This window comes from Bradyrhizobium sp. CB1717 (assembly GCF_029714325.1).
Taxonomy (GTDB): domain Bacteria; phylum Pseudomonadota; class Alphaproteobacteria; order Rhizobiales; family Xanthobacteraceae; genus Bradyrhizobium.
This window is the reverse complement of record NZ_CP121666.1, coordinates 491,783-516,792: the sequence shown is the minus strand read 5'-3', so window position 1 is coordinate 516,792 and position 25,010 is coordinate 491,783. Positions and strand designations below refer to the sequence as shown.

Annotated in this window: 13 protein-coding genes; 3 read left to right on the top strand and 10 right to left on the bottom strand. The window is 55.9% G+C overall.

Features of this window, described 5'->3' with window-relative positions; translation table 11 throughout:
• Positions 1–14 precede the first annotated feature (14 nt).
• The 3 genes from QA649_RS02425 to QA649_RS02415 are packed head-to-tail and all read right to left on the bottom strand — an operon-like array spanning position 15 to position 6,243.
• Positions 15–3,317 carry a helicase-related protein gene (locus tag QA649_RS02425; protein ID WP_283022798.1) on the bottom strand — a complete coding sequence of 1,101 codons (3,303 nt, stop codon included), beginning with the start codon at positions 3,315–3,317 and terminating at the stop codon, positions 15–17.
• 26 nt (positions 3,318–3,343) lie between these two features.
• Positions 3,344–5,137, bottom strand: a complete 1,794-nt coding sequence (locus tag QA649_RS02420) for a hypothetical protein (protein ID WP_283022797.1) — start codon at positions 5,135–5,137, stop codon at positions 3,344–3,346.
• Positions 5,134–6,243, bottom strand: coding sequence for a hypothetical protein (locus tag QA649_RS02415; RefSeq protein WP_283022796.1), 1,110 nt, complete (start codon positions 6,241–6,243; stop codon positions 5,134–5,136). The genes QA649_RS02420 and QA649_RS02415 overlap by 4 nt, the downstream gene beginning before the upstream one ends.
• A gap of 580 nt (positions 6,244–6,823) precedes the next feature.
• Between QA649_RS02415 and QA649_RS02410 the strand changes: the two genes are divergently transcribed.
• The 3 genes from QA649_RS02410 (at position 6,824) to QA649_RS02400 (ending at position 13,186) form a co-directional block, all read left to right on the top strand.
• Positions 6,824–8,503: an EH signature domain-containing protein gene (locus QA649_RS02410; RefSeq protein WP_283022795.1), complete on the top strand. Its 1,680-nt coding sequence runs from the start codon at positions 6,824–6,826 to the stop codon at positions 8,501–8,503.
• Positions 8,482–12,252: an SNF2-related protein gene (locus QA649_RS02405; protein ID WP_283022794.1), complete on the top strand. Its 3,771-nt coding sequence runs from the start codon at positions 8,482–8,484 to the stop codon at positions 12,250–12,252. Before QA649_RS02410 ends, QA649_RS02405 begins: the two co-directional genes overlap by 22 nt.
• A 640-nt stretch (positions 12,253–12,892) precedes the next feature.
• Positions 12,893–13,186 carry a hypothetical protein gene (locus tag QA649_RS02400; protein WP_283022793.1) on the top strand — a complete coding sequence of 98 codons (294 nt, stop codon included), beginning with the start codon at positions 12,893–12,895 and terminating at the stop codon, positions 13,184–13,186.
• A 31-nt stretch (positions 13,187–13,217) separates the two neighbouring features.
• On the opposite strand, the gene QA649_RS02395 is transcribed toward QA649_RS02400, so the two are convergent.
• The 7 genes from QA649_RS02395 to QA649_RS02365 form a co-directional block, all read right to left on the bottom strand.
• On the bottom strand, positions 13,218–14,972 hold the full coding sequence (locus tag QA649_RS02395) for a MotA/TolQ/ExbB proton channel family protein (protein ID WP_283022792.1): 1,755 nt from the start codon (positions 14,970–14,972) through the stop codon (positions 13,218–13,220).
• Positions 14,973–15,408: 436 nt separating this feature from the next.
• Positions 15,409–16,257, bottom strand: a complete 849-nt coding sequence (locus QA649_RS02390; protein WP_283022791.1) for a BREX system Lon protease-like protein BrxL — start codon at positions 16,255–16,257, stop codon at positions 15,409–15,411.
• The gene (brxL, locus tag QA649_RS02385; protein ID WP_283022790.1) at positions 16,208–17,452 is read right to left on the bottom strand and encodes a BREX system Lon protease-like protein BrxL; all 1,245 of its coding nucleotides are present in this window, start codon (positions 17,450–17,452) and stop codon (positions 16,208–16,210) included. Before brxL ends, QA649_RS02390 begins: the two co-directional genes overlap by 50 nt.
• Position 17,453: 1 nt before the next feature.
• Complete coding sequence (locus tag QA649_RS02380) at positions 17,454–20,006, bottom strand: PglZ domain-containing protein (protein ID WP_283022789.1); 2,553 nt, start codon at positions 20,004–20,006, stop codon at positions 17,454–17,456.
• Positions 20,006–21,079: a hypothetical protein gene (locus QA649_RS02375; protein WP_283022788.1), complete on the bottom strand. Its 1,074-nt coding sequence runs from the start codon at positions 21,077–21,079 to the stop codon at positions 20,006–20,008. Before QA649_RS02375 ends, QA649_RS02380 begins: the two co-directional genes overlap by 1 nt.
• Positions 21,076–23,091 carry a hypothetical protein gene (locus QA649_RS02370; protein ID WP_283022787.1) on the bottom strand — a complete coding sequence of 672 codons (2,016 nt, stop codon included), beginning with the start codon at positions 23,089–23,091 and terminating at the stop codon, positions 21,076–21,078. Before QA649_RS02370 ends, QA649_RS02375 begins: the two co-directional genes overlap by 4 nt.
• Complete coding sequence (locus QA649_RS02365; protein ID WP_283022786.1) at positions 23,088–25,010, bottom strand: DNA methyltransferase; 1,923 nt, start codon at positions 25,008–25,010, stop codon at positions 23,088–23,090. The genes QA649_RS02370 and QA649_RS02365 overlap by 4 nt, the downstream gene beginning before the upstream one ends.

Sequence of the window (25,010 nt, the reverse complement as noted above, 5' to 3'; positions counted from 1 at the left end):
GAGGAAGGAAACGGCTAATCTGCCGCCGACGCTAATTTTATGCTAATGTCCGTCGCACTGTTCCTTCGGACTGGTGATAGATCGATCCGGATTTCTCGAAGCCACTTGTGAAGTGCGGCCCGCTCTTCCTCGCTGTCAGCGCCCTCAATCCGGCGATGGAGAGCGCGAAGGAGATGTTCAGGGTCTGATTGCCCGAGCGTAAGGCGATAGTGAGATAGAGAGGCAAGCAGGCGATCCAACTCGCCTGCTTGCTTAGAGAGCGGTGGTAGAAACACTGTTCGATTGATCACCGCTCCATCTGTACCCCACCACGGGGCCATGCCCTCGCAGGTCTCTTCCAGCTCACCTGTCAAGACAAGCCAGGGGCTGCCCTCGATGGGGATTTGTGCCGTTCGGTCGTTGTGCCGCCGAACCAGAGCTTTTCGGATCGAAAGTCCGCCATAACGGTTTACCCGTCCATCGCGCTGTTCCAGATCTACGGGCGAAGTAGGCAGATCCCAGTGAACAAGCTGGTCGCAGTAGACGTGAAAGTCTAACCCTTCCTGACCAATCGATGTTGTCGCCAATACGAAAGGGCGGAACGGCGAGTTGAACGCATGGCGAAGTGCATCCGGACGAGTCTCCGTACCGCTTTCGTCACGCTGCTCGTCTTGGTCGGGCGTGAGCCCGAAAGGCATGGCAGAGTGGCAGCGCAGCCCAAACGCTTCTGAAGTCTCAAGGTTCTGGACCCGAATACTCGAAACCCGAATGGCGAGTGCTTGCTCCAACGCGTCGAGCGCCTTCCCTTCCCGCCCCGGGTCGATGTTAATGGCCAGCTTGCCAAGCCCCGCCTGTACCGCGAAGTATTCATCAAGTGCGGCTTCGAGATTACCATGCCAGATCGCCCTGCGCACGCCTTCGGGATGATTGGGTTTTGAGCGATCACCCCTTGCGAGAGTCAGATGGAATTCTGGCTCGTCGAGGTAGCTCCGGAGCGAACCGAGCGCGATTTCTACCGAACGTCGCATTCGGAGGTTCCCGTCACAGGCACTTCCGAACACACGTTCAGCGGCACGATGCAGAACGACGCCGGGACCCACAAGCGCAAGCTCCGCCAATTCCTCGAGATCTCCCTGCGTGATCGTCAACGGCGATGATACCAAGGAGCCAATATCTTGGGCCTCACGTAGCCAGGCACGAACGACTGCTTTTGCTCCCTGATTTTTTGTCTTGTCAGACCAATCTTTGAGGGCGTCTCTAAAATCCGGCCACGTCACACCGTTGGCGCGTTCGAGGCGAAGCAAAGCGCGCCATGCCTGACCTGTGCGCCCGCCTTCAATCACGCGAACATTGCCACCTGAACGTTCGGCTAGTAGAGCGCTAAGTTTCCTTTCGATTGAGTCTAGCGCCTCGCTACGGCGAAGATTACCACGCGCAAAGCCGACAATCCGCTGCGGGTCTCCAATCTCCCCGAGCCGGGGAGCGGGAACAAAAAGACTCAGCAAGAGATGGTCGAACTCGCGCTCACCAGTCTCTCGTCGCCGCCAGGTGAAAGACGGCGCAGGCAACGCCTCAAGTCCGGGCTCCAGCGCCACTTCCTCTTCGCCACCGCCGCGGCGACGGGCCTGATAATCGTAGCTTCTGCCTCGACTGCGAGCCTCTGCATAGACGCGACGTTCCGAGTCGAAGCTAACGAGTGATGCGACCGCACGGGGTACCGCGCGAAAACGAGAAAACAGCAGGATCTTCGAGAGCCCACCGGATGGCGCTGCTTCGACGGCATCTTTAAATGGCGCTCCCAGCGGCCACCATGGCAGCGACGGCGGCAGCCACGGCAATCCGAGCATCGTATCACCTAGTCCGGAGAACAAAGCCCGCATCCGGGGGTGAGGCGGTGTAAGTTGCTCATAGTGACGTACTTGCCGCGCGCGGAGCACCAATGGGCTTGCAGCAATCCTATCGATAGGCGCCGGCGTCGCGCGCTTCCGAAGCAAATATCGCTGGTCCATCATCTGAAGGGGATAGGGAATTGAGCTCCAGTAGGGAGTTACCGCGCTCCGATCGTGCTCGCTGGCCGAATCCCATAGGTGGCGGTAGACGCGGACGTCATCGGTACGAAGCTCTACCGGCCGCCGCTCAGGCGAAGTCACGTCGGCCTTCCCGCCCAGAAGACCCGCGCGCTCGGTGCGTGCAATCACTCGAAACAAGCGAGCCTGAATGTCGTCACGCAGCCGAAGAACCTCTTCATTCCCTGGGGCAGCTTCACGGAGGAGGATGCCGTAACGACGGAAAAGCGTACGGAGTTCGGGCACTTGTGTTTTCGCTTGCTGCCCATAAAGGAACTCCAGCAGTCTAAAGAACTGCTCGTAGTGACGCATACCTGCTCCATCAATGCCTCCGGCCGGTGGACGATATGGCGTCGCCGACATGAGTAGGATTGCCGGAGCCGCATGGTCGCTTCTCGCGCCAAGCAGAAGTTTGAGTAGGCTATGGGCGTCCTCATCATCATCGTCAGGCTCTTCGTCGGCCTCCACGGCAGCGGCCTGCCTTTCGAACTCCTTTGTCCCGCGGAACGGCTCGAGCAATTCGAAAAATCGCTGGAACTCGTCAAGAATTACGAGGTCTGGCTTCATCGTGGCGAGCCCGAGGCGCCCTAGGCGCTGACGGAGACTCTGGATCGTTGGAAGCTGCGACTTCCCATCAAGCCGGTGGATCAAGGCATCTGCGACCGCTCGATCTCCTGCGCCGATGAGCTGCAGGAGTGTGCGCACCTCAGCTATGAAAGGCTTGGCGAGATCCTTTATGCGGCGCGACATCACGCCTTGACTCCGGATATCGACCGCCGAACGCCAGGTTTCTTCCTGGACCAACTTGAGACGCTCTTCGAGCAACCGGAGAGTACCACCGGCTTCGGATAGTCCTTCGCGAAGGAGACACCAAATGGCGGCGCGTTCGTCGACACGGCCACGCGACGAGCCCTTTATGGGAAGTGTACCCGGCGTCAACGTGAACAGTGTAAAGGCGTTGCTAACGGGTGGATCGGCCCAGGGGAGTAGCGTTGGCCGATCTACCTTTACCGACGCGCTTTCTCGGTCCGCAGGTGGCAAGACCTCAAGCAAGCTATCCCGATTCTGGTTTGCAATTGTAAGACTAGAGCAGACGTAGAAGACGTTGAATGGACCTGAGCCATTCGCCAGGTGCTGCAGAATGCCCTGGGCGACCAACGTCTTGCCAAGCCCCACTTCGTCGGCAATGAGAAAGCGTCGCGATCCAAGGTGATCGCGAAGTTGAGCAACCGCATGCAGAACCGTCGCCTCCTGAAACGGCTTGCGCCCCATTTGAGGCGGCCTTAGCCGCGAACGGATCATCGGCTGAATGCCTCCCGAATCACACCCCACGCCTTGAGAAAGTCGGCAAGTAACTCCCGCTCGTTACGGGAGAGCTGGCCCATTTTTATCAACTCGCCATAGCGGATGACCGTAAGGTCCATCTCGTGAAAGGCCTCTGGATCGGCGACGAGCTGCCTCAGCAGTCCTTCAAGGCTCACGCTATCGACTAGCCTAGCTTGGGGATCTCGCGGAGGCTCCCCCGTGTTATTATCTCTCGAGTCCCCTTCGACGATTCCGAGAATGGTCTCGTCGGACCGCAGCGACTGGAGGTATGCAAGAAACTCGCGAAGACCAAGCAATTGCGCCGCGAGCTCACGATCTCTCTCATCACCGAGGGGCGGGTCCAGGGTAGCCGCGGCGATCCAGGCCGTCTCGTCGTCACCGCAACGGAGCGTGCAGACGACAAAGCAGGTTCGCAGTGCGGGTGTGCAAGCGGGAATGCTTACGGTGCTACTATCACTGGGAAAAGACACGGCATCGCGGGGTGTGGTGTAACGCGCCACCTCCATTCGAACACCTTCAGGTAGCTGGAGCTTCGGTGGATCTAGCATTACGAGGCGGGACGGAGCTCCTGCCCCAGGATCCTCCAGTCGAAAAAGTACAGCATGGAGTTTACTTCTCATCTGTTCAAGAATGTCAGGCGGGGATTGGGGCGTTCCAAGCTCTGGGAAGTCAAAGACTTGCGCCTGCGCGCCGGCCCAGTCCCAAAGCGCATCGCAGATTGAGGCATCACCAACTAACCGAACATACGCCTCGGTGTTACCGCCGCACCAGCCAGGGCCCGTGAGATTATTGCTCCCGACAATTACTGTTGCACGCCGACCATCTTCAATTGCGATGACCTTTGCATGAAGCGCACGAACTTGCTCAATTTCGTATTCGCTCGTTTCGCCTGCCTCTGCTTCCGGAGGATCTGCTGCCTCGGAGGCAGCTACCATTTCGCGCGGCTCGAGCACCTGCAGCGCCCGTCGCTTGGGTCCGAGCGCGACGGATCTGAGGCCTTCCCTACCAGCGATAAGGCGCCGGGTCCGGACATGACGCCACCGCGCCGCCGCTTCCTCAACCATCCGCTCGTCGATGAACGGCGACAAAAGCAGTACGCGCGAAGGCTTGGCTGTGAATGTGCCCCACTCACTGTGCAACTGTTGTGAGTCGGCGCCACCTGCCTGAAAATCGAAAGCTAGCTGTCGGACATGCGGCGGTAATCTCCATCGAACATCATCTAGCTTACCTAGGGTGCTGAGCCTATCGACCTCACCTGCTAGCCCCAAGACATGCTCGGCAAAGGCGCGAACGCGCGGCAAGGTCACGCCGCCACCCTCCAAACTACCCTCTAGAGCAATGCCAAGATCCCAGTCCATTGAGGTGGTGATATTGCGAGAGCTCACCACGAGAACGAAGCGTTCCCTGCTCATATTATCGATTTGACGTACCAACCAGACCTTGGGATGAAACGATCTTCGTCCTGAGAGGCGGATAGGCGCCACTATACGATCGAGTAGCGCCAAGGATGGGTATTTTTGGCCGTCACGGCGGCTAAGGCGGCCGGCGTGATAGCAAATGCGGACCTTGTCGCGGAGACGATCGAGAGCACGGTAGGCCTCAACCCGGCCATAGCAAAGTTGCTCTGTATCGCTACCATCCATTGTCGTCAGAACGGCCATACAGGCGAGAAGGTCTGCTGAATAAGTTGTGCCAAGCGCAGCCACGGTCTTAAATCCCGTTGGCGGACGCAGCTTCTCCAAAAGGCCGATGGTGGACTGCATCATGCGCGGGTTAAGCCACGGTGGAGATCCGCGAGCAAGGAGCGGACTTGGCCCCAGCGGTAGTCGAGGTCGTATACATTGATAGTATTTCGATCAAAGCCAATGCGGCGCGCCGCACCTTGCTCCGTTCGGGACAACCGAGCACGACCCCCCTTTCGACGTCGCTCGACGAGCTCGAAGAGCCGGTGTGTCACGTTATTCATAAAGACTGCTTCGGCCTTTTCACCACCCGCCACCTTCCGGAGACCAACTTGGACATGGTGAAGGCATTTCTGCAAAGCACCGGGAATTCGCGGCACATCAGCGAAGAGCGAATGCAACGAGAGCGCTAGGGCGACATCGCGCATTGCTCGGTCTTCGGCGAGGTCACCGAGTAACTCTCGATAATACCTGAGCGGGAGATCGCGGCGCGGTGATGCCGTAGTCTCTACGACCCATTCAACAAGCGCGGCGTAAATCGCGCGAACGTAGTGGCTGAGGTAAGACGCTTGTCTTGCTCTCTCGAGACGATCAAGCTGCATCGCTGACTTGGCCGATTGTCGAATCAAGACGTCGTCCCACAAGCGAATCGAGGAGGGCTCCAATTGAGGCGGCGACTCCACGCACAACTCCGCAGCCTTCGCGAGTAGGCACGGCCCCTCTGCCACATCTTCGATCGACAGAAGTCGATCCCGCAGCCAAACGGCTTCAGCGCCCTTCAACTCAAAGTCGAGGCCCTCTCCATCTTCGCTTTGCCACCCCGACGGCGCTTCTGGAACAAGGAACTCCGCGAGCCTTTCTTCGCGAATTACGTCATCGGCGGTCTCGCCTATATCATCACCCACGCGGCCAATTGCTGATCCACGCCAGCGATTAAATAGACGTGCTCGTTCTTGAGCGATACGGCTGCGGTAGAAGCCCCATCGACGCATAGCTGTCCAATAGATGAAGTCGACGCGCTGCGCTGGAACCCGAGGCGGCTCCTCATCAAAGACTTGAATGCCTATGATTCCGTCCACACTAGCCGTGGGCTCGTTCAAAGCTGAGATTCGTTTCCTTGTGGCCACGAGTTGGCCGGTCACCCACAGCTCGGCCTCATCCTTCCTTTTAAGTAAGTTCGTCGCGCTCACTCCCCGTTGCCGAGCTAGCCATAGAAAATTCCAACAAGCGAAGAACAAGTATCGCGGGCGAGTCTGAAGCACCGATGTGCCGGGAAAAAAATAGTCTGCGTAGCCCGCGTGGATCGCAAGGACCCCCATCTCGTCAACGACCCCTTGCCCCTTCTGCTCTAGTTCGCTACGCAAACGCTGCAGGGCTGTGTCCGATATTTCGATCCAACCCAAAGGCGAAGTAGTTGAGCTTATCGCTGGCCTAGCCATGCGCCGCCGCTTCTCCAGGTTCTTTCAGTGCGCAAAGACCGTTGACGAGACGCACCTCTTCGACACTACTTACGGCCCCTCAAGGAGATCCGGATTGGCAAATGCCGGCAAAAGCGCCGCTCCCTCGAGCAACCAGCCAAGCGAACAGCAGAAATAATCCGAACGGATGCCGTTTCCTTAGGTATGCCCACCTTGAAAATTTTGTGGCTGCTACAGTACAAATGAACGTGCTGGTTGTGAACGCCTATATGTGTTATTAACATGTCTTTCAATTTAGAGCGGCATCGGAAGACACTTTGGCCGCTGAAGAACCTAGATTCGAGAAGACAAAATGCCGACGGGCAAGGGGGGCATGGCTTCGCGACTGTCTAGCCTCAGTCAGAGGATGCGGCAGATCAACGACACCGCCTTTGGCGGCCTGACGTTTGATTTGCGTCAGCTAGAGCGCGAAGTTGGCACTCTCAGAAAATGGCTCAATGATGCCGAGGGCACCAACGCACCACCTGACGATATCATTGCAACCGCTATTAGGCGTTTCGTGGGATCTCCCAACGATAAAGTATCGTTTCGCGATCTTCAGTTGATAACGTTCGGTTGCCTGAACGGCACTGGCGACACAGTTCCCGGCTTGGGGGACAAGAAGAACCTCTTTCACAGGCTTTTGGATCTCGTCGCCAAGTTGCGGGATCGCCCTCGCCTGCTTCGAAGGTGCTATAGGGGACTTCTATCTAGCTACTTCAACTATGATTTCGGCGACAGCACACGGTTTGCACCAGTGAAGCCTCAGTTTGAAAGCTTGCAGGCTTTTTTGCTGAATGAGATTGGCTGTCTTGAGGGAACGGCTTACGTACCTGATTGGATTAAGACGCTTCGTCAGCACGTCAACTTGCTCTCGAATGAGCCGACGAAGCGTTATTCTACAGCTGAGACGGCCGATGCAGAGTTTCGATCCGTATGTTCTCAGCTCGATATTTCAAAGCGATCCTGGATTCAGAATCGATATTTGATCGATCGAATTGAGCATGCGGCGAAAGCCCCGGATGATGAGTTTAGGGCTGGCCTTCCGCATCTCTTGGGCTTGCTGCAGGAAAATGGTCAGGTGCTAAATTCTGGCCTTAGACTCATCCTCGAGCGGTATGCCGACTGCTCCGAGCGAACACAAAATCTTGCCCTGAGTGATTTCGCAGTGAAGTTCTGGGGCATTCCTTGGCTTCCTTCGAACAGTGGCCGCTGGTTTGCGCTATCTGCGTCTGCGCGCCAAATGATAGTCGATTGGCTTAAGCTGGAGTTCATTCAGCAATTCTTTAGCGTCCTCGCTGAGGACGGCACCAATGATAGGCGCCGGCTGAAGTTTTGGCGATCTTATCATGACAAGATCGATGACATGTACTTTGCGTTGGGCAGAACTGCTCAGGCGAGCTTGTCGCGAGATTTAGCCGAGCTACGGAAGAAAATGACCGGCCGCGTTCTAGAGCTGCTAAACGGTGGCTCTGCACATAACAATGCATTCATCATGCAGATTGGGAGGTTCACGGTCGTGGAGTTCGGAGCTAAGGGAAATGCCTGCTTCGTCTTCGAGAAAGATCGAGCTCCATTTAATCTGAATCAAAGATCCATTTCGGGCGATCGCACTGAACTAAAAAGCCAGGACTGCCTGCATCGCCTGTTGCACGTAGATGGAGCTTCCGAGCCATGGGAAGGAAAGTTTCGTGGGATTCTTAGTGAGCTCATAGGCAGCAGCTCTGGAACACGACGGTCATCAAATGATGGTCGATTGAGAGCAGCGCCGTCCAGCACTACGCAACAGTCAGCGCCACCCTTGCTTTCATATTCACGCGGGGCCTTGGAGGCCTTTTGTAAGAGCCGCAATATAAAGGTTCGAGATTTGACGGAAGTAAGCGGAAATCTCTGGGTTGAGAGCCATGAGGCTGAAGGGAATGTTGCCCAGCAATTGCGAACCTGGGGTTTCCAGTTTCGTCAAAGCCGCGGATGGTGGCGCAAGGTTTCGTGATGGTCAGCTGGCTGGGCAATCGCTTCCGGAGGGGGACAGGGCAGCTGTTCATAGGGTTCGGCGAAGCGTCAATCGTTGTCAAAAGAGAAAACTCTTCCCTAGCTGATGGCGATGGAATCGCTGCTCATCCATTGGACCCTGCTTGCATTCCGCTCCTTGAGCAATTGGAAGATGATGCTATTGCCGTTAGCGAGACAGATTGTTGGACGATTCCCTGGCCATGCCTGTATTCAGCCCTGAGCCGCCCAGAATACAGCGACGTCACTAACATTCTAGGAATCCCGCGGCGAGACGAGATCGCCCCGATTCTTGAAAGCTCTCAATCGCTTGCGGACGCGGACTTCACTATCAGGATTACGGGCTGGCGCGACAAAGAAGGTCGCAGGCTAACCGATCTAAAACGGCAGGGTGGCTTGGTTACGTATCAGGGACAGACAGCCCTCCTGTCGTACGAAAGTTGGGATCTTACACGTAGGGTCGTGGAGTTTGCCAAGCGTTCAGCCCAAGATCGCAATCCTGACTTTCACCGACAGGCTTGGGGTGAAATACGCAAGCGCGCGATGGACGCAAAGGCAGGGTTGGATGCATTTCTATTTGGGACGGTTGTCCTAACTCCTGAGAAACTCGACTTGAAGCTCAGAAGAAGTGACATCGGAGGAGCAAAACTAGTAGAAGTCGAACCGCAATTCCAAGAAGCGCCGAAGGGATGGATTGATCAATTTGATCGGCTTTCAAGCGTTCCAAAGCGATACGACATCCCCACGGACAGCGGCATTGTTCAAGTCGTCATAACGCCGGCCGTTCGCACAGTCTTGCAGGAGATCAAGCAGTTTCCAGGTCGAAGAGTAGTAGGTGCGCGGGCTGAAGCATTCTTGTCGAATCCGTTTAGCGCTCTCGGTGATGATGCCGTTAAAGTGCTCGATCCCGACCAGATCGAGGAGGCCAAAGCAGCCGCAGGAATTGCGTTCGACCATTTCATTGCGAAGATCGAACGCGATCCGACCGGCGCGCCAACGTGCGTGAGTTTAGTCATTGAAAGCCTGATAGCGGGCAATCCCCGTAGCGAAATTCGAGATTTCGCGAGCGCCGAGGAGCTGTCTTCCTTCATTGGGCAGGCGCGATCTCGGATTGCTGGCGGAATGCAGGTGTTCGCGTGGAAGGGATATGAGTTTGAATTGCTGGGCGATACGGCCCTGCAGCTCGATAATCTTCAGCAGGCCTTGGATGAGCTCCAAAAGCCGAGATGGCTGGTCGATCATTCGAGCGTTTATGATTTGTCGAACTACTATCGGCGGATCGAGGGCATCGGGGTCGACAAGCCGTATCATTCGCCTTTCATTGCCAAGAAGGTCGAGGGCGAGGGGTGGATACCAGATAATGTCGTGCCGTTAATTGCCTGGACTCCGGACGGAGCAAACGAACCGATCGCCGTACCATTTACGAAGGAGCTTGCAGAGCGGATAGGAAATCAGATTGAGAAGGCGCGGCACGACGAAAATGCGGAGATCGAGCTTAAGGAACTGGGCGGGTCGATCAAAATAGCCGACGCCGAAGCGCTGTTAGCCACATTTGCCAACGTCTCCTCCGAGATCGCCGCGAAATCGTTCGATCCTGATAAAGCAGCCAAGCGGGACGAGAAGTCGGGGCCTAAAAAGGTACTTCTACTTCGGTCGAACATACTTACGATCGACTACGAGGAGGTTCGGCGCGATCTGATGCAGGATGCGATTGTTGAACCTCGACTCCCCAGAGCGTTGAAGGGCTCGATTGAGCTGAAGCAGCATCAGATGGACGGGCTCGCTTGGCTTCAGTATCGCTTAAGCAAAGCTCCTGATCTTTGCCGCGGAGTGATTCTAGCAGATGACATGGGGCTAGGGAAAACGCTCCAACTACTTGCTCTTGCTCTCGATGCCCTCGATCGAGACTCCTTCCTTGACCCCGTTCTTATTGTTGCGCCTGTCGCCCTCCTCGAGAACTGGAAGGATGAACTAGTCAAATTCTTTGACGTCGAGCCGTCAATCCTGCTGATGGCCTACGGATCCGAGCTTGCAAGAATACGAGTACCTCGAGAGCGAGTCGACCTAAAGCTTCAGGAAGAAGGGCTGGTTAAGTTTCTGAAGCCAGGCTGGGTTGGAAGGTCGCGGATTGTGCTGACCACGTATGAGACGTTGCGAGATCTGGAGTTCTCTTTTGCCACCCAGCAGTGGTCCATTATGGTCTGCGACGAAGCGCAGAAGATCAAGAACCCTAATGCTTTGGTGACGCGAGCTGCCAAAAAACAGTCAGCTAAGTTCAGGATCGCTTGCACCGGTACCCCGGTTGAAAATTCGCTTGCCGACCTTTGGTGCTTGTTCGATTTCGTGCAGCCTGGCCTGTTGGGCGCTCTGAATGACTTTGGGCAGACATATCGACGTCCTATAGAGGCCCAAACGGGCGAGGAGCGGCAGAGGATCGAAGAGCTTCGAGCGAAGGTCGAACCACAGATTCTGCGCAGATTGAAGAGGGACGTAGCGAGGGATCTCAAGCTCAAGGTCGTCGACGAGGGATGCAGACGGCTCCCGATCTCAGTTCACCAGAGGACCCTCTATTCTCAGGCAATTGATCGCTTTCAGAATCGTTCGATCGACGCGGACGGAAATCCCTTCAGAAATCACCTCACTCTTCTTCAGTATTTACGCTTGGTATGCACTGACCCCAGAAAGTATGGGTTAAATGAATTCCAGGCAGAGCCGATCAAGCACTATCGGGCCAAATCGCCAAAGCTGGATTGGCTCCTTAGATCGTTGGCCTCAATTCAGAAAAGGAAGGAAAAGGCCATTATCTTTTGTGAATTCAGAGTGATTCAGAGACTTTTGCGACACTATATCGAGGAGGAGTTCGGGCTCACGGCAGATATCATTAACGGCGATACGACTGCTGCCGCCTCTCATATCGCCAGTCGACAGAAGCGGATTAAGTTTTTCCAGGAAAAGACTGGGTTCGGCGTTATCATCCTTTCGCCTGTTGCGGTGGGGTTTGGACTCAATATCCAGGCAGCGAACCATGTGATTCATTTCACGCGGACCTGGAATCCGGCGAAAGAGGATCAAGCGACGGACCGCGCGTATCGGATTGGACAGGAGAAGGACGTGTATGTCTACTATCCCACCATCCACGCCGATGATTTTACCACTTTCGAAGTCCAGCTTGATCGTTTGCTGACTGCAAAGAGGTCTCTCGCGGACGACATGCTAAATGGGGCAGGAGATATAAACCCACACGACTTCGATCTGAATAACTTGTCGCCCGGCGACACGCGACTACACTCGGATACATCCCTTACGATCGATGATGTTGCCAGTATGCGGCCAGACTATTTTGAGTGTCTGATTGCGTCACTCTGGCAACGGAGGGGATTTGGATACGTGTATAGAACGCCAGCAAGCTTTGACGATGGTGTTGACGTAGTTGCCATCGGCTCCGCTGGCGAGCTCGTTCAGTGCAAGAGCTCAACTGTTCCAGAATCGCGATTGGGCTGGGATGCGATCAAGGATGTCGTAGCCGGGGAAGCTTCCTACAGGTGCAGGCACCCGGGCGTCAATTTTATAAGAGTCTGCGTGACGAACTCCTACTTCAATGATAACGCGAAGCGACATGCCGAGCTGAATAAGGTCCAGTTAATCGATCGAGACGGACTCCGCACCCTACTCAAAGAACACCCGACTTCGCTGTTAGACGTAGAACGTCTTCTGTTTCCGACTTGGCAATAGTTCGAAGAGCACTTGCCGAACGACGGCGGCAGTCAATGCAGGAAGCGGCGATAGTTGCGCAGCTGCGAAACGTTCGTCATCTCGGAAATAGTCGCTGCAGAAGCGAGTTTGACGGAGAGGGGGAGGGAGAGGGAGAGGGCGTCGCTTGGCGACTAGGGGTCGTGGCCAGCGGTGGCGGCATCGTCGGACGTAGAGGCTGGGCTTGCAGCCGCGGAACGGCCGGGTCGAGTGGACACGTAGCTTCGGGATCGGCTGTACTAGGGTCGCTTGTGAGAGGCGACTGGGACTTCTCATTCAATCCCAGGAACTCTAATCGTAGCTCAACGCGTCGGCTCTCATCGGCATTCTGCTTGGCAGAGTTGAATGAGTAACCGCCAACCAAGAAGAGTTGTTGAATCCGTTTGCGATTCTCCGCGCTGAACTCTGGTTCGTCGGGGTAGGTTTTTCCTAGTAACGTGCATAGTACTCGTTGGCTCCTCTGAAGACTCAAATTTAGGTTGATGAGATATCCGCCAACTTGGTCAGTATATCCTTCAACGACGATGCGCTTGATCCACTTTCGTCCAAGTTCGCTATCAGCAGCCGAGAGTATGTGTGGGACGCACGCACGAAGATATTTTTCCTGCGTAGCCGATAGTCGATGACTCTTGAATTCGAAAGAAGCTTGCGTTCCAAAATCAATTATTCGCCGCTCTTTATCCAAGCGCGCGTCGCCGCAGGCGGTTATGTTGGTTTCGAGCAGATCGAGCAGTCGGCCGATCTCGGCGTCCCTGTCCAAACCTCTTCTCTCGTTGTCGCTTACCTTGCGTGTAATGGAAAGCATTGCAACGCACATGACGACAAGGAAGAGGATCATCAAGGCTGTCATCAGATCCGAGAAGGATATCCAAAATGGGCGCTCGGCGTCATCTTGGCTCGCTCTTCGACGCGGTGATGTGCTTTCAAACATGAGAAATATTCGGCTATTAAGCGCTCTGTCTGATATCAAGCGCTGTCAGCGTGGTCTCCAGCTCCATAATGCCGGTACGAAGCAGCCCAGTCGCTTGCGAAAGCTGGTCGAAGAATTGTCGGTTGGCTTCACCGAGTGTCTTCCTCATATTCTCTGCAAATTCTCGATGAGTTGATTCCAGCACATCGGAAACCCGGTCCAGAAACTCCTGCGCATGTAGTTGAGCTTCATTCAATTTGTTGGCGGAGGCTTCAATCCTGGCAACGATTTCGCTCGTGACTGTAGCGTCCCGTCTAGCCACCTCGGTAATTGCTCCCAGTTCACCGATCATGGCAGCGATCGAGGCTCGGGTCGTGTTATAATCTGCGGAAACTTCCGAAAGGCGGGACGAGGCGGTCGCGATCTGATCTGCAGATCGCATCAGGTTGTCACTCGTCTGACCAATCGCAGAGACCGCGTTTATCAGGCCTCCAACAGCAGCGAGGAAATTATCAATTGAGGAGCTAAGTCGGTCGGCACTGTTAGACAGAGTATTGGTCGAGGTGCCAGTTGAGGTCTCAAATTGTGCCAATTGCTTTTGGATATTGGTGATAGCGTCTGCGACGCTGGATGTAAGCTGGGTCGTCGATTTGCTGCTGGTCTCGTCAAGTTTGACTACCATGGCGTCGATCTTGTCGACAGCGGCTCGGAGTCCTTGTGCGGCTTCCTGCTGGAGTCTGGTGATGTCGGTAGCTTGGCTTTGCAGCAGGCCTTTCAGTTGTTCGCTAAAGCTCGCGAGAACGTCTGTAAGCAGCTTGGTCACAGCGCCACTTTGGTCGTTGCTAACCTGGGCGACGGCAGCCGAAATTTTCGCAAGTGGATCAGCAAGCTCCTGCTTTAAACTGGAGGCAATTTGAGGTCCAATGGTAGATGCGTGGGCGTTCGCCGCCTCTATCTGCTTGCGGGTCAGCTCAGAAAGGACTTCCTTGAGGTCTGCGACCAGCGAATCTTTGAGTATACGAGACTGCTTAGCCGTCTCCTCGGATGAGCGAACAAGTCGTTCAAGGTACTCCGTGTTTGCACCACTCTCGAAGATGGCGTCCAAACGTTGGACAATGAGCTCAGTCGCATGACTAAGACTGGAAACAATCCACTTCTCGACGAAAGTGATGGCTATCGCGAGAATGATTGCAGTAACAGAGACCTCGAATGCTTCATAAACACCATGCAGAAGCGCATCTATGCTGCTGCGGACCTCTTGGATGTTTTCGGATACATTGAAAGCAGAAAGTCCTTGTATGAGGCCAAGGAAAGTGCCGATGATTCCAAGGCCCGTGCAGATGCCCGGGAGATGCTTGAAGAATTCAGTCCGTAACCGTGTCTCATAGACGGTCTGGCTATTGAAGAAATGCTCAGCGGAAGACGTTGCGCGTAGCGCTACGACTTTGTCTGTGGCCGTTTCTGCATCAAATTCCTTCTGAGGATGGAGCGTATGGCGATACTCGTTCCAGAGGTGCAGAAGCTTGCGGTCGGCCGCGAATATCTTTTTGAAGTCGGACGTCAAAGGGTCTGCATTGCGAAGCCGGTATGCTACGCGCCAGAGCCGAATACGAAGAGGAATAGACCTCAAAAGGAAGAAGACGACGAAGAACAGTGTGAAAACAAAGAGAGCGAAGCCAATCGCCATAACAGAGGTGCGCGGCTGGCCGGCGTAGGTGGACCAGAGAACGCTCAGTTGGGCCAGCTTGGCTTCCAACCCTAGTTCGCGCAGGAGCTGATTCAAAAGTTCCACGATTCACCAATTGGATCTTGATCTGCAAAAGATACTAGGAACGCCAATAAGTTAGCAACAACGGCCGTGCAATCAATGGTTTATACCGGGAGAGGACCAGTTATCCCGTACTCCAAAATCGGATCTGCGATTGTTTCCATGTGCCCGCAGATGCGACAGGACCGCGTCGCCCTGACCCGGTCGAGCAACACCTCGGCGGGCTGGTCGTTAGTCTAGAGTCGAGCCGCACCAGTTCGCCACGAAACGCTCTAGCTAGGATCACCCGACCGAGCTTGTCGAGCAACGCGCAGGCGGAGCGACGAGCTGATCGCATTCGCGACAATATATCTAACCGCCACGATTGGAGTAGCGAATCTTCTGCTCATCCGCGCGCCCGTCAGGATGAAGCCAAAGGCAGGCTCATTGTCAGCATTGACCCCAAACAGCCTACGCTCAATCAGTTAGCTCCTATCACCTTTAAAGCCGCTGTTTTCGGATCTCCGTAGAAGATCGGATCGACGTGCTCCATGATATCCGCACTCACATCGAGGAAGTTCCGCTTGTTCTCGATCGGAATGAGGGACCGCTTCGCGCCATTGTCTTTCGCGACTTGAAGCGGTTCAGTCAGAGATCGCAGAGGCTTTATATTGCCCTGCACGCTCATATCGCCAAGTACTAGCAGTGCAGGACTGACAGGGGCCTTTCGAAAGGCCGAATAGGCGGCGACAAAAAACGCGACTCCAACCTCAGCCTCCAAGCGATTACCCAGGAGATCAATGACCTCAACATGCATGTCCGAACTATCAAGGTCTCGCGCGATGCCGAGCTCGACCTTCTTCGCCTGAATATAGCTGAAAGCGCGCTGCACGGATTCCTTCATGGCCCCAGAAATGCCGCCCGCCATCTTGAGCTTTCCGTTCCCGCTCGAAACTGAAACTTCCAAGCGATATAGACCAACCGTTCCTTCGGACGTCACACCGGCAGTGTAGACTGTTCCCGGAGATAGGGGATCCGCAGAAATCAAATCTCGTCCACCTTGCTCGGGGACCCCAACAAAGCGCTCTTCGCCCGTATCTTGAAGCGTATAGCTGAACGATGTTTGATGGTACTCAAAGGAGCCCATCTTCTTGAGCTGCTCCTTCACGCGCCGCCGACCCTCAAGAGCCAGCTCGAGAGTCTCGGCAAGCTCTTCCTGAGTCACCTCACCGTGCGGAAATAAGATCTTCACCAAGCCGGATACGGTTTTCCTGACCGCTTTACGATCTCGCGCATTGAGGTGTGCCCCCATCGAAAAAAAAACGGTCAATAATCTCCGTGAAATTGTGCTTGCGCATATCGCGCAAGGCCTCAGCGAGATAATCGACGACGAATCCATAGTGGTCGGTGAAGAGTTGGTTCCGCATCTGCGGAATCTCCCAGCCTGGGAGATAAAAGTGCAGACGATCGATGAAAGCCATATCGTCGCGAATGGTGTCAGGCATCGGGGCAAAGAGGTGACCTGTCTGGACCATGACATCGATCGGCTGATTGGTGTTGCCGAACATCGCTATGCTCGCGTCTCCCGCAACGGCCTCCTGTCCGCGTTGGAACGTGCCGGACTCGCAGTAGGTCTTCATCGTCGTGATGACTTCCTTCGGCATCTTCTGCAGGTCTGCGACCTCATCGAAACCGACGACATCCCAGATCTGCACCATGCCCTTTTGACGTCCCGACATGTGGCCAAATAGATTAGCGACCGTCGTCCCTCCCGTCAGAAGCGCCGTGTAAGGCGAAACCTCCTGGACCACATAACTCTTGCCGGTCCCTCGGGGGCCAAGCTCAACCAGGTTGTAGTTCCGCTCCGCCAAGGGGATGAGCCGAACCAGGAAGAGCAGCTTGAGCCGTCGGGACATCTCGCCGGGCTCATACCCCATGCTCCGAACGATAAGATCCAACCACTCGTCGGTCGTGAACTGCTTCCTGACATTGCGGTATTCGTCGAGGTCAAAGGTCGCAATTTGAATTGGGACGAGCTTGTCGATCCAAAACGGATTCTTGCCCTTTGACTCCTCGTCGGTTTCGAACCGCATGTCGACTTGTGCCCATACGCCACCCATAAGCAGGCGCTCATAGTCACGCACGTATTGGCTGGGTATATGGAGGAACTTGTTATTAAAATTCACACCCTCTGCCCAGTAGTCCGAATCGACCAGCCGCACTTTCACCTTGTCGATGAAGGAGTATCTTCCACTCTCTTTGACCTTGCTCTGCGCCTTTGCAGACTCGTCTGGCCGGATATAGTTGTTTGCGAGCGTGTCGTTGACGACCTGCAGCCCCATCTGAATCGCGATTTCGTCGGACGAGGCGCAGTATTTTCCGAGCAGGAACTCCAGCACGAAGACGGGCACATTGGCCCCAACCTTGACCTTCCGAACGAGATCCTTCCGGACGACCTTTCCGGCGAACAGCTGGTTCGCCTTATTGTCGAGTAAATCGCGGGCCGACGGTATACCGTTGCTCATCTTAAACTCCGAGACGAACCGGGATGTCGATGGGTGAGCGATACAGCTCCGCGTCAGTAGTCGGGTCTTGGATAACGATGCGGAGCGACGGCACGCTCTCGTCGCTCAACAAGAACGCGACCGTGACCTGCTTCCCGGCCTGCAATTTCACGCAGCCTGTCGTGCGATCGAAATCGCCGTCAATGGCCATTCCGACTCCACCCACCTGCTTTCCGGCCGAGATGAGCATCGGTCGGACCAACAGTTCGGTGGAAAACAGCGAGAGGTTCTTGCCGTCGAGCTGGATCACGACGCTGAAGATACGGTTGGTGACAGCGTCAGGCAGGCCCGTGGCCGTGACCGGTTCTGAAGTCGAACGCTTCGGCGCGCTCGTCTTCATGCGGACCGTGACCACAGGGATAACCATTTCCTGCAATGAGGGACCACCGTGGTGGAATGCCAGGTCGCCCCCCGCTTTGAAGACCGCATTGCTTGCGGGAAATACAAAATCGAGATCGGAGTCGTATCCGAGTGCCGAGGCGGTCACGCGCACGCAACCGGTCGGCGTTGCTCCGCCGCGCCCAATCCAACAGCGGCGATGTAGGTCGACTTCATCCCCTCCCGGCGGGTCCAGCCGCATCGACTCGTCGCGATCTGATGGAAAAAAGAGGTGCCCGTGGTCTGCCGTCAGCACACAGTTCTCGATACCCGCCGTAGCAAGCTTTCTGACAGCTCGGGCGAGATTATCGATAACGGTGTCCATCACCTGCCGAGCCTGAAACGTGAACCCGCGCTCACCTGCGTGGTCAATTTCCTGCGACCGTACGATGACGACCTGAGCACCGTCGATCCTCTTTACAAGTCTTGACGGTTGAAGGCTCAGCAGTTCGTCCAGCGCCACATCCGCCAATTTGGGAATGCGCGAGCTGGCGAACTTTTTTCGCGCGGCTAGGTCAGGAAGGAACGCGTCATCGATGCGAACACCCAACGCCCCCGCCTGCTCCACCACACTAAAGCTCGAAGATGCTCCTGGCTGAAGGGCTGCCATCCCGATCGGAGTGATGCTAGGCAGCACGCAGACCGCGGGGCGCACGCTGACTTCCACGACCTGTGGAAGCCGCTCGGCGAGTTCGACACCCATCTCGAAACGCATGGCGTCAACAAAGAAGTATGCCACGGGCTTGGGCTGCTCTGAGACGATACCGCTGTAGATCTTCGTTTGATGCAGTGACGATGAGACCGTCCATTTCGCGGCGACAAGAGCTCTCGTAAAGCCCTCTGCCATAGCGCGGCATGCGTCTTCGTAGATGCCACGAACGACCCCCAGCGGTCGCTCCTCCGGTTCGTCGTCAAGATTTGCGACCCATGCCTCAAGACGGCGTTGCGCCTGGTCTAGTCTGAACCAACCGTCCTTGGCGGCGTAGGCGCTAATCCAGGTATTTGCGTCGCCACTGGCTTTTCCGATCGCGGCGTGCACAGCCACTCCGAGAATACCGAGCTCGGCCATGAGACGGCAGGCTTCCCACTGGGCCTTCCGCCCTACATCGCGCTCCAGCCAGAAGCTGTGTTCCAACCCACCGATGATCTCGAGAGCCTCGTCGAATTTCTTCGCCGCGACCAGCTCACCACATTGAGCCAGTAGCACGCGCTCCGCGAAGCGGAACGTATCAGTTGATCCAAGACCCGCGAATGTCGCTTGTTCTTCGTGAAGGCCGAGCTCCGCCTCGACGCGATCTGCGATCTGAGGATATACCTCGGAGTAACGGGCACGAAGCACATGGGCGAGCTCTTTGATCGAGGTTTCCTCATCCCGCGACTTCGGCGCCGGGATAGCTTGAACAGACGATGGAATGACGCCGACCAAAACACTCCTGAACTCAGCACCGAGAACGTATCGCAGCGTTATGCTGCGAAGTTTGGCCAACGGGGCCACTTCGGAGAGCTCAAGTCCGAGCTTCGAGCGCACCAGCTTCACCAGCTCTCGGATCGCCTCTTTCGCCTCGATCTCGGCATCGCGCTCGTCGCTTGCAAGCCACGCCGCGATAATCCCTTCGTTCCCCGACGCGCTGTGGAAGATCGACCTCAAAACCGATGGCGGCTCGGTCGACGACGAGTCCGAAGATGCACGCGCAAGATCCTCATAGGAAACCTGCTCCGGCGCCAGCATCTCGTCGATCACGCCGTCGGTGTAACGCTGGCGCAGCACATTGCGCGCGAGCCGCTTCAGCTGCGGCTCATAGCAATCACCAGCCTTTTCGAGTTCCATCAGTACCGAACCCTGACGATCACGCTCACAGCCAGGCAGGTAGACGATCATGCACTCGGTCGGCGCATCCGCGCAGACGAAGGGCTCCACGACCGTCCGAAGCTCAAACATCGAGCCATCATATTCCGTCAGTCGCGCCGATATATCGCTGACGGTTACGGGGACCGCCTCGTCGGTGGTCCGTGCGCCACCGCGCAATTCCGCAACAAAAGGAGCAAATTCGCGGCGGGGATCGTACCAGACGACCACCTTTCTGGCTTTCAGCTTCTCACTGAGCTGCTTCGAAATATACTTGTTCAAAGGGTGCATCAGCTGCGACCTCCGCTTTCCACCTTGGAGAGCTCTTGAAAGCGGGCCGCAAACCAGCGTAGGCGAGCAACACCGTCGGAGACCGCGTCGCCGGATGACGACACGATGTAAGTTGCGACCTTTGGCAAAAGCAGGACGAGCAGAAGGTCGGAGGAGTTACGGTCCAACGCGAACCGGGCGTCGCCTTTGGCCGCCAGCTTCGCCGCAAATTCATCGAGCCCGCTCCGCGCGGCGTCTGTCATAGGCTCGGAAGCACCAATCAGCTTCCGGATGCTCTCCGGGGAGACGAGGCGCACTGGTTGTAGCGCTTCGTACAGGGGACCAGCGTTTCGCCCGAAATCGATGTCCGGAAACCAGCCACGGACTCGCGCCACAAAGTCATAGACGTCCGTGAAGACGCCTCCGTGTTCCCGTTGCCGTCGCTCCGTCTCGGCAAACAGATTTCCGATTGTCATGTCGCCCTGCCGAACGGCGAACCCAAGCGATACTAGCAAGCTGCGCTCCTGTTCGGACAGAGAGCCGGTCAGAGGCTTATAGCCGAGATCGTGTTCGATCTCATTCCAGACATGGGCCATCATGCTGCAGACTTGAATTTCGCAGGGGACGTCCGAGACATTGGCGTAGGTGCCGATCACATCGGCCTCCGGCAAAAACGCTTCGATATGCGAGGCCCTGTAGAAATTATTGTTGTCCGATGCGTTTTTATCCTTCCGTTCGCTCTCCGGTCTTGCACCTCTTAGATCGACGAACCGCTTGCAAACTAGCTGAACAACCTGATCTTCATGTCGCTGTTCGTAAGTGGCAATTCGCACGGCGGCGAGATCGCGCACCGCGTCGAATACCGACTGCACGTTCGGCAGGTCCTTTTTCCCAGAAGCGGCGAAGCGGCGAAGCTTGCCCTCCAAGCTCTTCGGGCTTTTCGCACGGAACGTGACCTGCGCTCGGATTGCATTTCCTTCAACGATCTCAAATCTGCAAATCTCTGCGACACGCGCTGAAAGCTTTAGGTATCGGTCGTATTCGCGGTGATACCGAAGAACAGCGTTCTTAATGGTATCCTCGAAGATCGTCATGACGAGGACCTCCGCTTTTGTGTTCTCGACCCATTTGCCAATGACGGTTCAGCGAGTTCCTTCAGCGCGGCCTTGATAGCTAACGAGGTTCGCTCGCTGATCAGCGCGCCAATGGAGAGCAACGGCGTGGGTCTGGCCTCCCACTTGCCGCTTTCAGCTTCCACCCAGAAGATATCCTCTAGTCCATGCGCGATGGCTAAGCTGCGATCGGTTCTGCACTTTGGTATCACTCGCTCAGGCCACAATTGCATGGCCATGTGCGCCCAGTCGAACCTGCCTGCAACTAGATCCCCCCATTTGGCCTTCAATTCCTTCTGCCAGGACTTGTGCAGCGGAGCGAGCCGCCAGAGCGGGGCCATCGCAAGCACTACGCCATCGTCAAGCACCGGATTCCAAAGGGGCGCTAAACGTTTCAGGTCCTCAAGGAACTTCAGCAACTCGTCAACAAAGCCTTGTTGCGCTTCGAGAACCCTGCGCTGCGCCGCGTTCGGAGTGTGCCCGGCCTCATCGCGCAGGCTCTCAAGCCGTCGCTGCTCGTGAGCGATTTTTGGGAGCACGTAGTCGACCTGAATACGAAAAAGCGTGTCCTTGTTTAGGCCATGAAGATACAGCCAAACCGAATAGCCTCCTGAGGGCGTAGCGAGCTGCCAGTAGATCGGCGCCTTCCGGCTACTCTTGGTGTACATCTTGAGATGGGCAGGGAAGAATTCCCGAGCGATGTTCCGCCGCAGGCGCGCGACCTCCTCCAGCGGCTGTCCGACGCGTTCGTAGACCGCGTTGAGGCGCGCGGCTATATCATCGACGTGGCCTGGATCGTCGACCAGAATACCTCGGCAAGGCATGAATAGAGCATCGCCATTCGGCAACATCGCCGGGCTCACACACGGCAAAGAATCAAATGGCTCCGGTTCGGCCGGGATTGCACGTTCTCCCGTAGCAAGGCGGATATCATACCGACCGAATGCCACGCCAACGGCCCAAGACTGTAAATGAAATCTATCGTTCTCGACCACGGTATCACCGTCACCGAGATCTGCGGAGCCATCCGAGTTTTCGCTTAATTCTGCTGAGGCAAAAACCGAAGCCTCTTCAATCTCCAACTTATCAGCGTCGCTTAGCTGAAAAAGCTCAAAAGCGATCGCATCGATCTTCGATTGCAGCTCCGCTAGGATTTTTTCTACGTCAGCACCTGCTGCCTTGTTAAGCGGCTTCGGCAATACAAATGCGAGAGATGTTTCGATTGCCGTATCCGCGGTCCGGGCAACACTCCAGGCGCTCCGGGCGAGAACGGATAAGGCTTGAGATTGTTGAGGTGAAGGCTCGGCCCAGGGAAGCTTCTGGAGAACCCCAACTATGAACTCCGGATAGCCAAACCTTCCGAGCAGAGCCTTGAAAAGATAATCAAATGCTCTGCTGTTAAAGATCGCTAAGCCGGGCAAGAGTGCGCCTTCCGGGAGGAAAACCGAATATCCCCGCACGGAAAATATACAGCCAGAAGGCAACGCCTGTGGAGCGAACCGACTCGCTCTAAGTGGCCATGTCATTCCGGGGCGAAAGTAATATTCAGAGCTAGCGATTCTCCGAGACCAATGCACGGTTCGTGGGTCCGCCGGATTCGATACCACCCATGCCTTCAGCTCTTTGCCCTGTTCTTGCCATTGGATGACAAGATGCAAAGATGCGTAGAACGGCGAAAGTTCACCGCCCTTGGCGAAGGGCATCCAACTATTTGGTCGAGCATTATAGCTTACTTCCCAGTGCGCTCTCAGGAAGCGAAAATCATCCGATGTCGCGAGACCTTGCCTAACGGCCCTCCCATTGCCCTCAACCGCGGGAAATCGCTCAAACGTGTCGCGTACGCCTTTGCCTATCCAGTAGGCGAATGGCGTTCCCGGCAATTCTCGGAACTGTGAAAGCGACGGCGTAAACCTGTCGGCCGATTCCCCAGAAATTGCCTGCCTGATTGCCGCGGCTTTATCCTCAACGGCGACCGCTCGGATAAAGAGTGTCATAGCACCGCCTCTAAACAGTAGGCAGCGGTCTCGACCATTGCTCCGTCAAGTACACCAATGCCAAGGTCGGCAACGACGACGGGTGGCGCCTTTGGCAGCAAGACCTCTTCTCGCCATTTCTGAAAGCTCGATAAGAAAAAGCCTGTTCTTGAGGTGATTGCTCCGAGCCGGCCGCGCGGATGCAAAAGTTCAATGCCCCGCTCTACAAAGGCAGCATAAACATCATTCTTGGTCCGTGGATAACTCCTGTCGAACTCCTTTTTGGCCGGCGCGCTACATGATCCAAAGGGGGGATTCATCAAGACAACATCAAACCGTGAACGAGCCACATCGATCAGCGCGATTCCTTGTGCGGCGTCACCCGCGAAAAGTCGTCGCGCGATGCTTGCGCTCCCCGACGCTGTCTCAGCGAACTCACGTAGCGCCCCGATGATGGTGGTCTCAGCTCCGAAAAAAAAATGGTGGTCATCAATGCCGGAGAGGTCCAGAGATCCTTGTCTTTTCTCCGGCTCCATGCCCGGAAGGAAGCCAGTATTTTTTTGTTGAAGCACAAACTGTTCACGCGCTCGGCTCAGCTCGAATGCAATGCCATCTTCCACGCGAAGCAGAATGCCCAATTCACCAGCTAGCTTACTCTCTGCGATCATCTTCTTGAATAGATCGCGCAATAGCGGTGGATTGAGGTTAGCCGCGAATTCGTTAATAAGCGCGTCATCGCCTGGCATCGGCTCAGCCACTACAACGTGTGTTCGCCGGACACGAAGTCGATCCGATGCCGCAGCGCTTTGATCTTTCCATGCCCGCTGCGCGCGTAACCATAGGGCCAGGGCAGCGATCTGCGCGCACCTGGGATCTATATCCACGCCGAACAGATTGTGTTCTACGATCAGTTTCGGGGCCGCTCGCTGCAAACCCGCAAGGTCGGGGTAATCTTCGCGAAGACTATGGCCTGTCGCTTCACTTTTTGGGCAGTCGTCCTCAGCCGACCAAGCCTCTTCGTAGATCGTCAACAGAAGATCGAAGCAATATAGAAGAAAATGTCCAGAGCCGCACGCGGGGTCCAGGATTCGAAGATCGCGCGGATCTTTCCTCTGGCGGGCTCGGAGCGGTTCATCTACTGCGCTGACGAGGTACTGGCAATACTGCGCCAGATGCGAATGCTCCCCATGCATTTCGAGCCACAAACGGCCAAGCGTGTTGTCGACGAGGAATTGCACAACATATCTTGGCGTGAAGAATTGGTTGCGAACCGCAAGCTCGCGGCTATTTGCTGGCGGACGCTTACCCCGACCCATGTCGTCCCGGTCTGCATCGGAATTAAAATACTGGTAGACCCACCCAATCGTCTCATCCTCACCCCACACCTCCGACAGCTCAGGCGCGTTGAAGATGGTCAGCAGCGCTTCAAACGTTTGTCGCTTGGGCCACAGAACCGAAGCGGCGTCACGCCGGTCAAATAGGACCTTTATCTCGGTTGAGAACTCGTCGAACAGACTCTCGACATAAAGGCGATAACCTGCGGCGTCGGGTAGCAGCCCCACCCCCGGCGCCATACCACAGAACTCTCTAAAGCCAGAAGACCGTTCGCCTTTGGAAATACACTCCTGAACGAGCTGGCGTGCTTCCAGCATTTTGAGCGCGACGAACCGGTTCAGTGTCGTGAACGCAGCATCCCTTACGTAATCGGTGACCGCCTCCGTGGCGCTCGTCCCCGCGGCGCGTTTGTGTTCGATGGTTGCGACGATCTTGTCCCGTTGAAACCGTTGGCGGACCGATAGATGTGCGCCACCGGCTGGAGCGATGACGCCGCTTCGCAAGACGTCGAAAGTCCCTTCCAGCTGTGACGAAAAATCCTCGTCGAGGAGCTTGCGTCCCTGCTGGGTCGCCCGCTCGATGGCGCTGCGCGTGGCCTTATTCAT

Bases quoted from the DNA above. Each gene is read 5' to 3' on its own strand.
- QA649_RS02370 (WP_283022787.1), bottom strand. From the start codon at position 23,091: ATGACACTCTTTATCCGAGCGGTCGCCGTTGAGGATAAAGCCGCGGCA.
- QA649_RS02375 (WP_283022788.1), bottom strand. From the start codon at position 21,079: ATGACGATCTTCGAGGATACCATTAAGAACGCTGTTCTTCGGTATCAC.
- brxL (WP_283022790.1), bottom strand. From the start codon at position 17,452: ATGAGCAACGGTATACCGTCGGCCCGCGATTTACTCGACAATAAGGCG.
- QA649_RS02425 (WP_283022798.1), bottom strand. From the start codon at position 3,317: ATGGGGCGCAAGCCGTTTCAGGAGGCGACGGTTCTGCATGCGGTTGCT.
- QA649_RS02420 (WP_283022797.1), bottom strand. From the start codon at position 5,137: ATGATGCAGTCCACCATCGGCCTTTTGGAGAAGCTGCGTCCGCCAACG.
- QA649_RS02365 (WP_283022786.1), bottom strand. From the start codon at position 25,010: ATGAATAAGGCCACGCGCAGCGCCATCGAGCGGGCGACCCAGCAGGGA.
- QA649_RS02410 (WP_283022795.1), top strand. From the start codon at position 6,824: ATGCCGACGGGCAAGGGGGGCATGGCTTCGCGACTGTCTAGCCTCAGT.
- QA649_RS02380 (WP_283022789.1), bottom strand. From the start codon at position 20,006: ATGCACCCTTTGAACAAGTATATTTCGAAGCAGCTCAGTGAGAAGCTG.
- QA649_RS02405 (WP_283022794.1), top strand. From the start codon at position 8,482: ATGGTGGCGCAAGGTTTCGTGATGGTCAGCTGGCTGGGCAATCGCTTC.
- QA649_RS02400 (WP_283022793.1), top strand. From the start codon at position 12,893: ATGACTCTTGAATTCGAAAGAAGCTTGCGTTCCAAAATCAATTATTCG.